The 14760-nt window shown below is 33.0% G+C and carries 16 protein-coding genes; all 16 read right to left on the reverse strand.

Features of this window, described 5'->3' with window-relative positions:
* Positions 1–109: 109 nt before the first annotated feature.
* The gene (locus H6589_03315; GenBank protein ID MCB9173613.1) at positions 110–1738 is read right to left on the reverse strand and encodes a PspC domain-containing protein; all 1629 of its coding nucleotides are present in this window, start codon (positions 1736–1738) and stop codon (positions 110–112) included.
* Between the two features lie 23 nt (positions 1739–1761).
* Entirely contained in the window at positions 1762–2091 is a 330-nt protein-coding gene (locus H6589_03320; protein MCB9173614.1) for a PadR family transcriptional regulator, read from the reverse strand.
* A gap of 4 nt (positions 2092–2095) precedes the next feature.
* Complete coding sequence (locus tag H6589_03325) at positions 2096–2437, reverse strand: hypothetical protein (GenBank protein MCB9173615.1); 342 nt, start codon at positions 2435–2437, stop codon at positions 2096–2098.
* Positions 2438–2602: 165 nt separating this feature from the next.
* Positions 2603–3412, reverse strand: a complete 810-nt coding sequence (locus tag H6589_03330) for a class I SAM-dependent methyltransferase (protein ID MCB9173616.1) — start codon at positions 3410–3412, stop codon at positions 2603–2605.
* The gene (locus H6589_03335; protein MCB9173617.1) at positions 3396–4664 is read right to left on the reverse strand and encodes an oligosaccharide flippase family protein; all 1269 of its coding nucleotides are present in this window, start codon (positions 4662–4664) and stop codon (positions 3396–3398) included. Before H6589_03335 ends, H6589_03330 begins: the two co-directional genes overlap by 17 nt.
* Positions 4665–4670: 6 nt before the next feature.
* Positions 4671–5831 carry a glycosyltransferase gene (locus tag H6589_03340; GenBank protein ID MCB9173618.1) on the reverse strand — a complete coding sequence of 387 codons (1161 nt, stop codon included), beginning with the start codon at positions 5829–5831 and terminating at the stop codon, positions 4671–4673.
* Between the two features lie 176 nt (positions 5832–6007).
* A complete protein-coding gene (gene asnB / locus H6589_03345; GenBank protein ID MCB9173619.1) occupies positions 6008–8008 on the reverse strand; it encodes an asparagine synthase (glutamine-hydrolyzing) in 2001 nt (666 codons plus the stop codon).
* Positions 8009–8133: 125 nt separating this feature from the next.
* Positions 8134–8790: a hypothetical protein gene (locus H6589_03350; protein ID MCB9173620.1), complete on the reverse strand. Its 657-nt coding sequence runs from the start codon at positions 8788–8790 to the stop codon at positions 8134–8136.
* 304 nt (positions 8791–9094) lie between these two features.
* Positions 9095–9841, reverse strand: a complete 747-nt coding sequence (gene fabG / locus H6589_03355; GenBank protein ID MCB9173621.1) for a 3-oxoacyl-[acyl-carrier-protein] reductase — start codon at positions 9839–9841, stop codon at positions 9095–9097.
* 79 nt (positions 9842–9920) lie between these two features.
* A complete protein-coding gene (gene sucD, locus H6589_03360) occupies positions 9921–10799 on the reverse strand; it encodes a succinate--CoA ligase subunit alpha (GenBank protein MCB9173622.1) in 879 nt (292 codons plus the stop codon).
* Between the two features lie 301 nt (positions 10800–11100).
* A complete protein-coding gene (locus H6589_03365) occupies positions 11101–11802 on the reverse strand; it encodes a zinc metallopeptidase (protein ID MCB9173623.1) in 702 nt (233 codons plus the stop codon).
* Between the two features lie 117 nt (positions 11803–11919).
* Positions 11920–12537, reverse strand: coding sequence for a GTP cyclohydrolase I FolE (gene folE / locus H6589_03370; GenBank protein ID MCB9173624.1), 618 nt, complete (start codon positions 12535–12537; stop codon positions 11920–11922).
* Between the two features lie 26 nt (positions 12538–12563).
* Positions 12564–12977 carry a 6-carboxytetrahydropterin synthase gene (locus H6589_03375; protein ID MCB9173625.1) on the reverse strand — a complete coding sequence of 138 codons (414 nt, stop codon included), beginning with the start codon at positions 12975–12977 and terminating at the stop codon, positions 12564–12566.
* Positions 12978–13028: 51 nt separating this feature from the next.
* Complete coding sequence (locus H6589_03380; GenBank protein MCB9173626.1) at positions 13029–13250, reverse strand: DUF2132 domain-containing protein; 222 nt, start codon at positions 13248–13250, stop codon at positions 13029–13031.
* A 115-nt stretch (positions 13251–13365) separates the two neighbouring features.
* On the reverse strand, positions 13366–13887 hold the full coding sequence (locus H6589_03385) for an HAD-IIIA family hydrolase (GenBank protein ID MCB9173627.1): 522 nt from the start codon (positions 13885–13887) through the stop codon (positions 13366–13368).
* A gap of 66 nt (positions 13888–13953) precedes the next feature.
* Entirely contained in the window at positions 13954–14712 is a 759-nt protein-coding gene (locus H6589_03390; protein ID MCB9173628.1) for a DUF2520 domain-containing protein, read from the reverse strand.
* Between the last annotated feature and the right edge of the window lie 48 nt (positions 14713–14760).

A 14760-nucleotide genomic window follows, 5' to 3' on the forward strand; every position in this document is an offset into this window, starting at 1 on the left:
AATTACATAGTTTGTCTTAGACAATACACAATAGCTTGCTATTGTTAGCTATGTGTACTTATATATTCTTTAATTTTTTCATCTATGTATCCATGTGGTTTTATATTTATTAATGAATAGGAATATATGTTTTTATAGAGTCTAACTGCATGGTGGTAACTCCTTTAATATCGGTACAATCTAAACAGGTTAATCCACTTTCTAGCATTATCCATTTGTTTCGTATCATGTGTTTGTCCCATGTGTTGGTTACATTGTCAACGTTTGATAAAACTTCTTTTAACGAGGCATCTAAATAAATAACTTGATTTAATGGGATAAATAATTTTAATCGAACTTGTTGTCCTCTAATTTTATTTTCTTTTAAAGTAGATAAATAATTATCCAACACTAAACCAGAATCAGAAAGTTGGTAATGGTACGTAATTGAACGAGCATTTTTGATAGCATCTTTTGTGTTTCTTCCATTTGATGAAGTAACCACATCTAACCGAATACTGTCTGTTTTACTCTTTTCAATTTCTAATCTTACATAACTTTGGTATAGCATTTCTCCATCAACCGAAATACTGGTGTATTGGTCTTCTAAGATTCCTTTTCCAGGAAGTATTTCGTTTGGAGAACTTATAACCAATGCACTTGGCGTTGCTGCAATTTCATGTGTTTGAACTATTTCTTCATCCGATGATAATTCGGTTCCCATTTTAATGCCAACCATAGCACACATAAACCCTCCAATTACAAACATGGATATTAATATTAAGCTTACACTGTAATGTGTTTTAATTTTAAACAACAAGCGAATGGCTAAATAAATTAACGTTATAATTGGAGTTCCTATTAATAATAAAACACCTGTAATGGCTAAATAAAGTTGATCTTGAGAAACAAATATCATGTTTAAAAAATCGTACGATTCTATTGAAAAAACACCTTCGTTTGTTATAGAGAAAACGGCATTAGAACCAAATATCATGGCTAATAGCATTACCAATAAAAATGTACCTAAGATTAGAAAAAACACACCAATTACTTTTCCTAAAATACTAAATAGTGTAGTTAAAATACTGCCTATAGCTCCAGCTGTATTTTCTACAACTGTACCTGCTTTTTGGGAAAATTTTGAAGTATCTACATTTTTTAATTTTTCGGTTACTTTATTGGCTTCTTCTTCAAATTTTCTACCAATATTGTTTACGTTAATGGGCTCACCTTTCATTTTTAGTTTATCCGAAGCTGTTTTAGCTTCGGGCATTACTATCCATAATATAATGTAGGTGAAGAAACCAAATCCTAAAAAGAATGCTGCAACAAAGAATAAACGAATCCATACGGTATCAAAACCAATGTAAGCACCTAAACCAGAACAAACTCCACCCAATATTCTATCGTCAGGATTACGGAATAGTTTTTTATCGGTTTTAACTTGACTGTGGCTTGAATTAGTTGAAGAATGTATTTCTTCTTCATCTTCTTCGTTTATGTATTGTTCTGGCTTTCCCATTACAGCAATTACCTTGTCTACATCTGCAGCGGTAATAACTTGGTTTTTATCGTTCATCGAAGAGCTAAATAATTCAGCTATTCGAGATTCAATGTCTTGCATTATTTCCTCTCGTTCTTCCGAATTTCCGAAGATGCTTTTGATTTTATTTAAGTAGTTTTTCAGCGTATCGTAAGCATCCACCTCAATGTGAAACACTATACCGCTTATATTAACTGTTAATGTCTGATTCATGATTATAATTGTTTAGTTGTTAGTTATTTAATTTTTCTAGTTAGTTCAACTGCTTCTACTAATTCGTTCCAGGTATCGGCAAGTTCTTTTAAAAATTCGCTTCCTTTTTCGGTAAGTGAATAATATTTTCTAGGTGGTCCAGAGGTTGATTCTTCCCAACGGTAGCCCAATAAGTCGGCATTTTTTAATCGGGTTAATAAAGGGTATAAGGTGCCTTCAACCACTATTAATTTACCTTGCTTTAGTTGGTCAATTATTTCTGATGGGTAAGCCTCTCCGTTGTTGAGTATTGAAAGGATACAGTACTCAAGTACTCCCTTTCTCATCTGGGCTTTGGTGTTTTCAATGTTCATAATTTTAAATTATATTAAGATTAATATCAATAAAGTATGTGGTGTTTTTTTCTAAAGTACCAATTTCAATTTCAAGTGATTCAAATTGATTTTTGATAAAAGATGTGATTTCTGCATTTTTGCCTGAAATGTTTTTGATTTCGATAGCACCTTTATCGTTGATGATAAATTCAACGTTTAAAACTCCAGCATTACTTTTCTTTTTTAAATTATCAGGTAAACGTAGTTTGTTTACCATTTTTTTTATCAAGGCAGTTTCATTACCTACCATTGTAGTTTTATGTGGATTGGCAAAACTCATTAATGAACTTCCAACCAAAACTAGTATTAACATTATTTTTTTCATTGCTATTTATTTTTAAAAGTGTTTAACCTATTAATTTACATAGCAAAGATATGTCTAAAAGATAATACCATGTAATACATAGTACTTAAAAAAATTATAAACAACTGATTATCAAGTAGAATAATTTTAATTGATGATTAAATAAATTGGTAAAAGAGTGTTTTTTTACAATTTTTCGGAGTCGATTTTAACCTTAAATTGCTTATTTGGGGTTAAAATAGGTTTGTTTGAAACAGGTATTAACTCTTTTTTAGTAAAAATAGCACTTAATGTATTGTTGATATGGTAGAGATGTTTCAAGTTGTTTGTTTCGCATCCATCCAATATTCCTTGCACAACATCCCATCTTATATTAAAGCTATGGTCAATGTAATCGTGCCAAACAATTACTGAATTATCGTCTTTTAGTATATTAAATGCAATTTTAGTGTCGTTTAAAACTCCTTCGTATCTGTGATCTCCATCAATAAAAACAACATCACATTTACCAAAGTAAGGAGAGAAATCGAAATTGGTGGAGTTACCTCTCAGGTGTGTAATATTTTTAAATTTATTGGAGAATAAGCCTTGTTGCTTTAGGTATTCTTCATCATAACCTAATTGAATTAAAGCTTCGTTGGTTAAATTTAAGGTGTACACATTTGGAGTTACTGAGGCAATGTTTGATGCACTTTCTCCTCGCCAAGTACCAATTTCAAAGTAAAAACATTCGGGATATTGTTTGGCTAGTCCTTTTAATAACAATAAATCGGTTGGTAAAGAGCCCCCACCCAAGAATGCAAAAGGTGCAATGGCTTCGTTTACTTCGGGCAACAATTGATTCAATTCAACTATTGGTAAGCCATGGGTGTATTGTGGATATTTCTTTTTAATGGTATCAAAAAACCACGATTCATCATCAATTACCTTATTAAGTAAATAAGGTTTTTGGATAATTGCACTGATGCCTTTAAGTAGTTTACTGATTTTGCTCAATGGGTTGTTTTATAAAATAGATAAACGCAAATAAAGACAAAATTCCTGAAAACCACATTAAAAATATGGTGGTATAAGCAGCACCCATCACACCATATTTAGTAATAAAATAGTACCCAGCAATAACATTAATGATTAAAACAATTAAGGAGAAAAAAGCATTTATTTTTGGCCAACCTATGGCAGATAAGATGTTTCCTAATGGGTTTCTAAACAGTAAAGCACCAACCGTACCAATAGAGAATACAAACATTAAGTTGTTGTCGTTGCTGTATTCTTTCCCAAAAATCAATAATAAATCGGTAGAGAAAAAGTAAAAGAATAATAGAATAAATACACTTAATACTCCCATTATTTTAAGGTAATTCCAATAGTATTTTACCAATTCTTTTTTATCTGAAATTGCCATACGAGAAAGTTGAACAAAATCGGCAGTAATGATAGCAACAGGTAAAATGAGTAAACTAAAAGGAATAATGTTAGAGGTTTTGTATTGAGCAATAAGCTCGGCATCTTTAATAATGTTACCAATTAATAAAATATCAACGGCAAAGAGCATTTCTGATAAAACACCACCAACACTCATGTAAAAACCATAGCTCAAAAATTGTTTGGTGTTGTATTCGGGTATTTGAAACTTGTTGTATTTAAACAACTTGAGTTTGTACGAAAGATAAATACCGTACAACAACGGCGAAACCACCAATGCAGCCACATAGCCCCAACTTCCCCAGATTAAGGTAAAAGCTACTACAAAAACCAACAAAATGATGTTGCTGTATATGTTTATGTCGGCATACAATTTATTGAGGTTAAGCAAACGAGCATAAATTTTAATGGTATCGACAAACAATAGCGTGATTAACTGAAAACTTAAAAACACCAAATACAAATAGCTGTCGCTAATGTTAGAAATGATAAAAGGGGCGAGTAAGAGTAAAGCAAAAATGATGATGGACGAGAAAAAGAATCCTTTAATTAATACTTTATTGAAATAGAATTTTTTTTGTTGTTGGGAATTGGAAATAGATCCAAATCGTAACAAACCCTGATAAATACCAAAACCTTTAAAGGGTGAAATAAACGCAATAATGGTGTTGGCATACACCAATAATCCAAACTCGTTTTTAGAAATAAAGCGGATGATAAAGATGGAAATACAAAAGGTTATGAGTTTGATGAAAAACGATGAAAAAACCACGTACCCGCCTTTTCGGTCTAAAAATGATTTTATAAAATTTAGGGTTGACAAGGTATATTATCGGTTTAAGACTTTTTGGTAAATGGATAAAAATTGTTTTCCCACATTTTCGTAACTGTATTTTTGAACTGCTTTCTCTGCAATTTCAGTGGTGTTGTATTGGTCTAAATTATCTAGCATGTAATTTAACTGTTTAATTAGCAAAGTATTGTTTTTTGCTTCAACAATAATTCCTGATGTGATATCAACCATTTCGGCAGTTCCACCAGCTTTTGAGCTTAATACGGGTAAACCACTAACTAACGATTCTGCTACAACACAAGGTAAGTTTTCGTAATTGCTGTACAACAAGAACAAATCGTGTTGTTGCATTAAGGCTGCAACTTCAGTATAACTTTTAGCTCCTTCTATGGTGTACAAATTTGCTGGTATTTGTAATTGTTTGGCATATTGTTGAAAGTATTGATAATCCCCATCACCGGCAATGGTAATGAAAAAATCAGTTCTGGTTAGGCTCAATTCTTTAATAGAATCTAAGATGCCTGTAATGTTTTTGTGTTCGTCTTTTAAATTGGAAATGTGTAAAATACGTTTCCCTTTTTCGTGCGTTTGGTGTTTAAACACATTGGTATTGACCACATTGGGTACAATTTCAAAATAGGGGTGGGGGTAATAGGTTTTTAAGGCAGCTTCTAAATCTTCAGAAACAGGACAAATTACCGAAGCATTTTTCATGATGCGTTTGATGAAATATTTTTCTACACCAGTAATTTTAATGGGGTCGGTAGGCAAAAAACCCGTCCAATTTTCAGAAATGATGTAAGGTAGTTTAAACGTTTCTTTTAAATCTAAGGCAAAAATACCCGCTGGAAACATCACATTTAAATGCACCAAATCGACAGTCTTTAAATGGGCTTTAACTTTTTTGTAACCCAATCGATACGCTTCAATTTGTCGTTTTACTTTTAAGTATTGTGAAATAATGGGAAAGTTGGAGTTGATTTTTTTGTAGTATACAATCACTTCATAAACACCTTCAGTTGTTCGCTCTTCAACATCAAAAAGCTCGTCTTGCTCGTTTGATAAAGCATGCAAACAAGCCACATTACAAACTTTACTAACCGCTAAAGCGTGCTGCTGAATAAAATTTCCGTTTTTAGGTTTTAGTTTGTTCGGAAACCAAGAAGCCAAAAACAATATGTTGAGTGGTTTATTCATTGCAGTTGCTCAAGTTTTATAACTTTTATTTTTTAACCACATAGACATAATAGTTTTTATTGAAGAAGAAGTATTTCATAGACCATCTTTGATGGTTAAACAGTAGCGTAGCTACTGAAACTATGTTGGTTTATGATTTTCTACTTTTCTATGTTGCTATGTGGTTTTAATTTTATTTACACCTGATATACTTTTCGCCAAAGAGCGAAGTTAATAAATCTCCACAACCTGAGCGTACTTGTATTTAGGGCGTTGTCGTAAATGGCATCGAAATTTTGGTAAAAATCTTCCCAATTCACGTACTCATCATTTTTTTGTTGACTGATAATTTCCTTAAAATAAGGCTTCAATTCCTGCATCCATTTTTTCTCGGGAGTAGCAAAACCAATTTTGTCAGTTCTGTTGTAGATTTCGCTAGGAAGTACATCTTTCATGGCTTCGCGTAACAAAAATTTGCTTTTGCCGTGTTGTATTTTATAACTTCCAGAGATATTAAAAACCGTTTCAATCAAATCAATATCATCTGCAAAAGGCATACGGCTTTCAACCGAAAAACGCATGGAATTTCTGTCGGCAGTACGCAATAAATGTTTTAAACCGTATTCGGTAAATTGGTAATGCAACAAACCGTTTAAAGTACTTTTTATTTTATCGTTGATAAAACCAAAACGCTTGTTGTTTGCTGTTATTAAACCCTTATTTACAAAAGCCAATTCGGGTTCGTGTTGTTTGAATTTTTTAAAGTAAAACGGCTGGAAATTTTGAATAACGAATTTTTGTAAAGGTAGTTTTACCACATTTTTTCGATTAGCAAAACTGGGGTGAGCATTGTTTAAGTTGTTGCGAATAGCCGAAAACGAAAACGATTTAAATGCATTGGTCATCCAATTGGTAAAGTGGTTGGCATAACCGCCAAACAACTCATCAGCACCTTGTCCATCTAAAGTGACTTTAACATTTTTGTTGTGGATGAGTTCCATTACTTTGTATTGCGAAAACGTGCTCGACGAACCAAAAGGAATGTCTTGGGCATACACCAAGTCTTCGAGTTGTTGTTGTAATTCTACGGCAGTTGGTTTGGTCTGGTTCCAGTTGGTGTTGGTTTGCTCTACCACCAATTTTGCCCAACGACTTTCGTCAATGGCGTTATTTGGGTAAGAAGCCGTAAACACTTCTTGTTTTTCGCCAATTTGTTGAATTTCATGTTGTTTTAACAATTCATTGATAGTTCCAACTACAATAGAACTATCAATACCACCACTTAAACACGTCCCAGTTTTTGCATCGGAGTTTAAGCGTAACGCAATTGCATTGGTTATTTTGGTTTTTAAATCGGCAATATATCTAGCTGAAGTGTTTTTATTTACTTTTTCCCAATGGGTATTGGTGTTGAGTTGGTAATAATTATGTGTTGTAAATTTTTTGGTTGTTACATCCAACTCAAAATAAGTGGCAGGTTTTAGTTCAAAAATGCCCTTAAAAAAGGTTTCGGCATCTATTTCCATTTTTCCCAACACCAAATAATCGTAAACGGCTTTTGGGTTGATGGTTTTTTCAAAGCCATCGAGTTTTAATAAGCCTTTTATTTCGCTGCAAAAAGCAAAATAGTTGTTGTTGTGGATGTAGTAAAAAGGTTTTACACCAAATCGGTCTCTAGCACCAAACAGTTGCTGTGTGGCGGTGTTGTAAATAACAAAACTCCACATACCGTTGAACTTGTTTAAACAAGCTGCACCCCAAGCCATGTAAGCTTTTAACACCACTTCGGTATCGGAAGTTGAAGTAAAGGCATAACCCAACCCAATCAATTCTGCTCGGATGGTTTGGTAGTTGTAAATTTCGCCGTTAAATGCTATCCAGTAATTACCATCTTCGTTGCACAAGGGTTGGTGGGCATGTTCGGTTAAATCTAAAATGGATAACCTACGATGCCCCAAAACCACATTGGCATTGGAGTTGAATCCTTCAATACCTGTTTTTGGTGTGTATAATAAGTTAGATTGTTTTACATTATTCGGTGTGTCTTTTCCAAAAACGGGAGTAGGGGTATTGTGTTCAAAAAAAACATACCCTTCATCATCAGGACCACGGTGCTTGATTTCATCGTTAACCGACGAAATACTTTTTACCAGCTTATTGTTTGGCTGAAAACTAATGATGCCTGAGATACCACACATAATTTTATAAAAGTAGTTGAACTATTTTAAATGGGTGTGAAAACTCGAAAAAAACCTTTCTTTAAGTTTATTTCTCATATGATATTCTTATCAAGAATCATTAACTATCAAACTTTTTTATAAGATTATATTTTTTCCATAATTTGATTTAACTCGTCTATAATTTGACTTTTTTCAATCGATGAATAGACATGTAATTTTTTATTTACCAATCTAATTTTTTGTAGATTAAAGGAGCATCTTTTTATTACGTGCCAGAATAAGAATTTAAATAATTGAGGATTATCATTTAAAATGTATTTCTTCATTTTAAAAAATATTTCATAAGCCATATATAATGCAATAAAATAAAGAAAGGGTATAAATAATATTGTCATTATTGAAGGAGCAATTAATGTTTTTAAATTAACTGTGGTAAAAACTACTTTATAATCATTGATGACTAAAATAGTTGAATAGATAATTACTGAAACAATATATGTTCTCAATAAAAAAGTTGATAATTTAACAACACTTTTATCAATCTTTTTAAAACTGGTAATCAAGCTAAATGTTAAAATAAGTGGTAATGAGATAAATTCAATTATTAGTGGAAATGAATATAAGTTCGAAAAGAACTCTATGATTAACAATATATTGAAAGAATCCTTAAATAAGTTGTAAAAATAATTGTCACTTTCTGAAGCCTTATTAATATTAAAAAACATTACAAAAGCACCTCCGAACACCCAGTATATAGTATCTTTTAGTTGGTCAATACCCCATAATTTGATTAGATTCAATATAAAAACTAAAAAGACAATATAAATTATCATTAATATATATAGCCTGTATAAGCTAAAGAAGCTAAAAATTAGAGGAAGTATTGCCTTCCTTGAATTTTCTTTAGAAAATACTCCAATTAGAAAAATAATTACCCAAGAAAAGACTGAGATTTCTCTATTATTAAATATTTCTGAAATGTTAAACAATAGGTTAATTATTCGTTTATTATTTTAGTAAATTAATGAAAATATAAGTAAACAATTTTTTTAGAACAAAAAAAGGAGGCCATCGCCTCCTTTTGTATAAATCGTTTTGTTTGAACTAGGTTTGCATACCACCACAAACGTTAAGTGTTTGTCCGGTAACGTACAACGATAAATCGGAAGCCAAAAACAATGCTGCATTAGCCACATCTTCCGGAGTTCCAGGTCTTTTCATAGGTATATCTTCTATCCAACCTTTCATAATGTCTTGGTTGAGTTGAGCTGTCATTTCAGTTTCAATAAAACCTGGGCAAATGGCATTGCAACGGATGTTACGAGAACCAATTTCTTGTGCTATAGATTTAGTAAAACCAATAGCTCCAGCTTTAGATGCGGCATAGTTCGATTGTCCTGCATTACCTTCGATACCTACTACCGAACTCATGTTAATGATAGAGCCAGAACGTTGTCCCAATAGAGTTTTCAACGCAGCTTTGGTAATGTTAAATACTGATTTTAGGTTGGTATTGATTACTTCGTCCCAGTTTTCTTCACTCATACGCATCAATAAACCATCGCGAGTAATACCTGCATTGTTTACAATTACATCAATTCTACCAAATTCAGCAACCACATCAGCAATAAATTGCTCCGCTTGTTTTAAATCAGCAGCGTTCGATTTGTATCCTTTTGCTTTTACACCATAACTGGTTAGCATTTTTTCTACTTCTTTGGCTTGTTCTTCCGAAGAAACGTACGTAAAAGCGATTTGAGCACCATGTTTAGCAAAAACTTCGGCAACACCTTTACCAATACCTCTGGTTGCTCCTGTAATTATGGCTACTTTACCTTCTAATAATTTCATCTATAAATAGTTGTGAGTGTTGAGTGATGAGTGTTGAGTTGTCTTACCGACCACCCATCACCGACCACTCAGTACTTTATTATGCGTTAACTTTCATTAATTCAGCCATAGCTTCACCAATCGTTGCAGGCGAATCAACAACAGTAATTCCAGCTTCTCTCATGATTCTTTTCTTAGCTTGAGCTGTATCGTTTTCACCACCAACAATAGCACCAGCGTGTCCCATTGTTCTACCAGCAGGAGCAGTTTCTCCGGCAATAAAACCAACAACTGGTTTAGTTCCGTTAGCTTTAATCCAAGCAGCAGCATTTGCTTCAAGGTTACCACCAATTTCACCAATCATAACTATTCCGTCCGTTTCTGGGTCAGCCATAAACATTTCAATAGCTTCTTGTGTAGTGGTTCCAATAATTGGGTCACCACCAATACCAATAGCAGTAGAAATTCCTAAACCAGCTTTCACCACTTGGTCGGCAGCTTCGTAAGTTAATGTTCCTGATTTTGAAACGATACCAATTTTACCTTTTTTGAAGATAAAACCTGGCATGATACCAATTTTAGCTTCACCTGGAGTAATAATACCTGGGCAGTTTGGTCCGATTAAACGACAATCAGTTGATTTTAAATATTCTTTAACAGGAATCATGTCTTTAACAGGAATTCCTTCTGTAATACAAACAATAACTTTAATACCAGCATCAGCAGCTTCTAAAATTGCATCAGCAGCAAAAGCTGGAGGCACAAACAAAATTGAGACATCAGCACCAGTTGCTTTAACAGCATCTTCAACCGTATTAAAAACAGGCTTGTCTAAATGTTTTTGACCACCTTTTCCAGGAGTTACACCACCAACAACGTTGGTTCCGTATTCTATCATTTGACCAGCGTGGAAAGTACCTTCACCACCCGTAAATCCTTGCACGATAACTTTTGAATTTTTGTTTACTAGTATACTCATTTCAACTTGGTTTTTGTGTTTGTTTAATCCCGATTTATATCGGGACAAAAGTAGAATTTTATAATTAAAAATAATAGTGATTTGATAATAATTAACATGAGTTTGATATAAAAATATTTAACCACATAGGTACATAGCTATAAAAACTATAAAAGAATGATATAAGTTATACATAGTTTTTCACGCTTAGCGTGAAATAGCTATTGTGTACCTATTTAATACTTTATGGTTATTACAGTTGTATAATAAGAAACCTATGTATCTATGTGGTTATAGAATTATTTGAATGGACTTATAGTTATTAATCTCTATTATTTAACATTGATATGTAATACAATAAAGTGGCTAATGAACCAATTGCAGCAACAACGTATGTTGCAGCAGCCCAATTCAAGGCATCTTTTGCATTGTCGTATTCTGATGAGTTAACAATACCATTCGTTCTAATCCAAACCAATGCTCGTTTGCTGGCATCAAATTCTACAGGAAGCGTAATGAAACTGAAAGAAGTAATTACGGCATAAGCAGCAATAATTACATAAAGAATGGCATTGAAAGGCAATGCACTGTATAAAAAGTAACCTCCAAAAATGGAAATCATTACAATAATGTTGATGATTTTACCACTTGCATTTTGTAAAGGCACTAAAGCAGTTCTTAATTTAAGCATGTTGTAAGCTGTAGCATGTTGCACAGCGTGTCCACATTCGTGAGCAGCAATTGCAGCAGCTGCTGCATTTCTACCTTCGTACACATCAGGACTTAAATTTACTGTTTTGTTTACGGGGTTGTAGTGGTCGGTTAATTGACCTTGTACAGAAATTACTTCTACATCAAAAATGCCGTAATATTTCAGCATTTTTTCAGCAACTTCTTTACCGCTTAAATTGGTTGAAAGTGGAATTTTTGAATACTTTTTAAATTTTGATTTTAGCATTTGACCTACTGCTAATCCTATTAGCATAAATACAATACCGATGATAAATATGGGGCTTGTTAACATATTATTAGTGTTTAGTTTTAGGTGTGTTGTGTTTAGTTTTCAATAATAATTTAATTTTTTTTAAGCTATAGTCAAATGGTATTCCAAATATAATTTTAGTCAGTTTGGCAGTTAATTTTATGACATTTTGTGTGAAATTAATGCAATAAACTCTTTACGGGTGCTATCTTTTTCAAATGCACCAGTAAACGAAGAGGTTGTTGTGGTAGAATTTTGTTTTTGAATACCACGCATTTGCATACACATGTGTTTAGCTTCAATTACAACAGCTACACCCTTAGCGTTTAAGGTGTCTTGAATACAATTCATAATTTGGTCTGTTAAACGTTCTTGAACTTGCAATCTTCTTGCAAAAGCATCCACCACACGAGGTATTTTACTTAAACCAACAATGTGACCGTTAGGAATGTAAGCAATGTGTGCTTTTCCAAAAAATGGTAACATGTGGTGTTCGCACATGGAATACAATTCAATGTCTTTTACAATAATCATGTGGTTGTGGTCTTCGGCAAACATAGCAGATTTTAATATCTCTGCGGGGTCTAAATCATAACCGTGTGTTAAGTATTGCATGGCTTTAGCCACTCGTTCAGGAGTTTTTTCTAAGCCCTCACGTTTAACGTCTTCGCCTAAATGTTCAATTATCTTTGCATAATGATTGGAAAGTGCATTGATTTTATCATCATTGTACTGTTCGATTTTTTCGTAACCGTCCATGTTATTTTCTCTCATCATGTTTTTATCTAATTCTGCCATAAAATTCAATTTCCGTAGTATTCCACCGAATTATTCTCGGTTTCTACCACCTTTATACAATGTAAATTACAATTTAATTTAATAATGTCGGCTTCAATTTCTTGCCAAATAGCAATGGCAATATTTTCGGCAGTAGGTATCTTCTCTTTCATAAAGGGAACTTCCAAGTTTAAATTTTTGTGATCGGCTTGTTCAATAATGCGTTCACGAACAATTTTGCTCAATTGTTTAAGGTTAATTACAAAACCAGTTTCGGGGTTTGGTTCACCTTTTATGGTTACAAAAATAGTGTAATTGTGTCCGTGCCAGTTGGGGTTGGAGCATTTACCAAAAACCTCAAAATTCTGTTGGTCAGTCCATTCAGGTTTAAATAAACGGTGAGCAGCATTAAAACGTTCTCTTCTTGTAAGAAATACCATGGTGCAAATTTAAGGCTTATTCTAATTCAAATTTTTACAAAAATTGTTAAATTATGATTGTCGCTCGATAACCTCTAAATACAAGTCCTCCACTTTTTTTCTTGCCCAAGGTGTTTTACGTAAAAATACTAAACTCGATTTTAACGTTGGGTTGTTTTTAAAACAATTGATGTTGATGTGGTTCCCCAATTTTTCCCAGCCGTAATAATCTACTAAAGTATTAACTATGGTGTCTAATCGTACGCCGTGAAGAGGGTTGTTTGGTTGAGTCATTTGTATGTCGTTTTTAGTGTCTAGTGCCTAGTGCCTGGTATATAGTGTTTAGTGTTTTGTTTTGTAAAACAACGATAAGTATACTAACTACTATACACTAAACACAATTTACTAATTACCATGTGTGAGCAGTTTCGTCAAACCATTTACCTTGACAGCGTAGCACTTGTTCAATTACATCTCTTACGCAACCTTTTCCGCCATCTTTGTGAGAAATGTAATGTGCAATGCTTTTAATTTCAATAGCTGCATCGTTGGGGCAGGTAGCTACTCCACATTTAATCATCACAGGATAATCAGGAACATCATCACCCATGTATAAAATGTTATCGGTAGTTATGTTTTTTGATTTGATGTAGTTTTCAAAAATCTCTATTTTGTTGCTCGCTTTTAAAAATACATCAGTAATACCTAGTCCGTTTAAACGCAAACGAACCGATTCGGAGCTTCCTCCAGAAATAATGGCAATATTGTAGCCTTTTTTTACAGCATACTGCAAGGCATAGCCATCTTTAATGTTCATACGTCTAATTTGATCACCGTCCGACATTACCGTAACCATACCGTCGGTTAAAACGCCATCAACATCAAAAATAAAAGTGTTGATTTTTGGAAGAAGTTCTTTAAAGTTACTCATGTTTTTGTTATTAGTTGTTGGTTGATAGTTATTGGTTTTTTTGTACTTATTGAAGACCATTAACTGTCAACTATCTTTCTGAATATTTTGCGTTATTAATTGATAAATGTCTTGATAATTTTTTTGATTTTGAAGTAAATCCAAGTGTTTTAAAATGGTTGTTGCATCCTTTCTTTTTGCTGGTCCGGTTTGTGCTAATTTGGGTTCAATGGTTTCAATTTTTTGAGCAGTTTCCTTAATTAATGGTTTCAGAATGTTAAAATCGATGTTGTTTTTACCGCAAATATCAAAAGCAATTTGATACATGTTGTTAGAAAAATTACAAGCAAAAACAGCTGCTAAATGCAATTGTTGTCGTTGTGCCGAACTTATTTCATAAACCTTATCAGATAGTCTATTAGCCAAAATGTGGAGTAAAGTTAAATTTGGTTTAGCATTGGCTTCAATACAAAAAGGTACTTCGTGGATGTTAACCGCTTTACTTTTGCTAAAAGTCTGCAAAGGGTAAAATATTCCAACCGATTTAAAAGTTCCTTTTTTAAAAACACTTAAATCAACGCTACCCGAAGTGTGTACCATTAATTTATCCTTTATGGTTATGTTTTTTAAAACAGTTTCAATAGCATCGTCAGGTACCGAAATGATTAACAAATCTGTTCGGCTATTGAGTTGGCTCAAATTTTCGATGGGCTGAGCATTTACTTTTTTAGCCAAAGCATTGGCATTTTTAAACGACTTGCTGTAAACCTGATTAATAGAGATGTTGACTTTAAACAAAGCTTTTGCTAAATGTGTAGCCACGTTTCCAGCACCAATAAATGTTATGGTTTTAATCTCTTTCAATAAAGTTGAATTAATCGGTTGATTGCTTCA

The organism is Flavobacteriales bacterium, assembly GCA_020635795.1.
Taxonomy (GTDB): domain Bacteria; phylum Bacteroidota; class Bacteroidia; order Flavobacteriales_E; family Vicingaceae; genus Vicingus.

What these genes read in the sequence shown, in the direction of transcription:
- H6589_03315 (MCB9173613.1), bottom strand. Translation starts at nt 1,738, where the DNA reads ATGAATCAGACATTAACAGTTAATATAAGCGGTATAGTGTTTCACATT.
- H6589_03320 (MCB9173614.1), bottom strand. Translation starts at nt 2,091, where the DNA reads ATGAACATTGAAAACACCAAAGCCCAGATGAGAAAGGGAGTACTTGAG.
- H6589_03325 (MCB9173615.1), bottom strand. Translation starts at nt 2,437, where the DNA reads ATGAAAAAAATAATGTTAATACTAGTTTTGGTTGGAAGTTCATTAATG.
- H6589_03340 (MCB9173618.1), bottom strand. Translation starts at nt 5,831, where the DNA reads ATGAATAAACCACTCAACATATTGTTTTTGGCTTCTTGGTTTCCGAAC.
- asnB (MCB9173619.1), bottom strand. Translation starts at nt 8,008, where the DNA reads ATGTGTGGTATCTCAGGCATCATTAGTTTTCAGCCAAACAATAAGCTG.
- fabG (MCB9173621.1), bottom strand. Translation starts at nt 9,841, where the DNA reads ATGAAATTATTAGAAGGTAAAGTAGCCATAATTACAGGAGCAACCAGA.
- sucD (MCB9173622.1), bottom strand. Translation starts at nt 10,799, where the DNA reads ATGAGTATACTAGTAAACAAAAATTCAAAAGTTATCGTGCAAGGATTT.
- H6589_03365 (MCB9173623.1), bottom strand. Translation starts at nt 11,802, where the DNA reads ATGTTAACAAGCCCCATATTTATCATCGGTATTGTATTTATGCTAATA.
- folE (MCB9173624.1), bottom strand. Translation starts at nt 12,537, where the DNA reads ATGATGAGAGAAAATAACATGGACGGTTACGAAAAAATCGAACAGTAC.
- H6589_03375 (MCB9173625.1), bottom strand. Translation starts at nt 12,977, where the DNA reads ATGGTATTTCTTACAAGAAGAGAACGTTTTAATGCTGCTCACCGTTTA.
- H6589_03380 (MCB9173626.1), bottom strand. Translation starts at nt 13,250, where the DNA reads ATGACTCAACCAAACAACCCTCTTCACGGCGTACGATTAGACACCATA.
- H6589_03385 (MCB9173627.1), bottom strand. Translation starts at nt 13,887, where the DNA reads ATGAGTAACTTTAAAGAACTTCTTCCAAAAATCAACACTTTTATTTTT.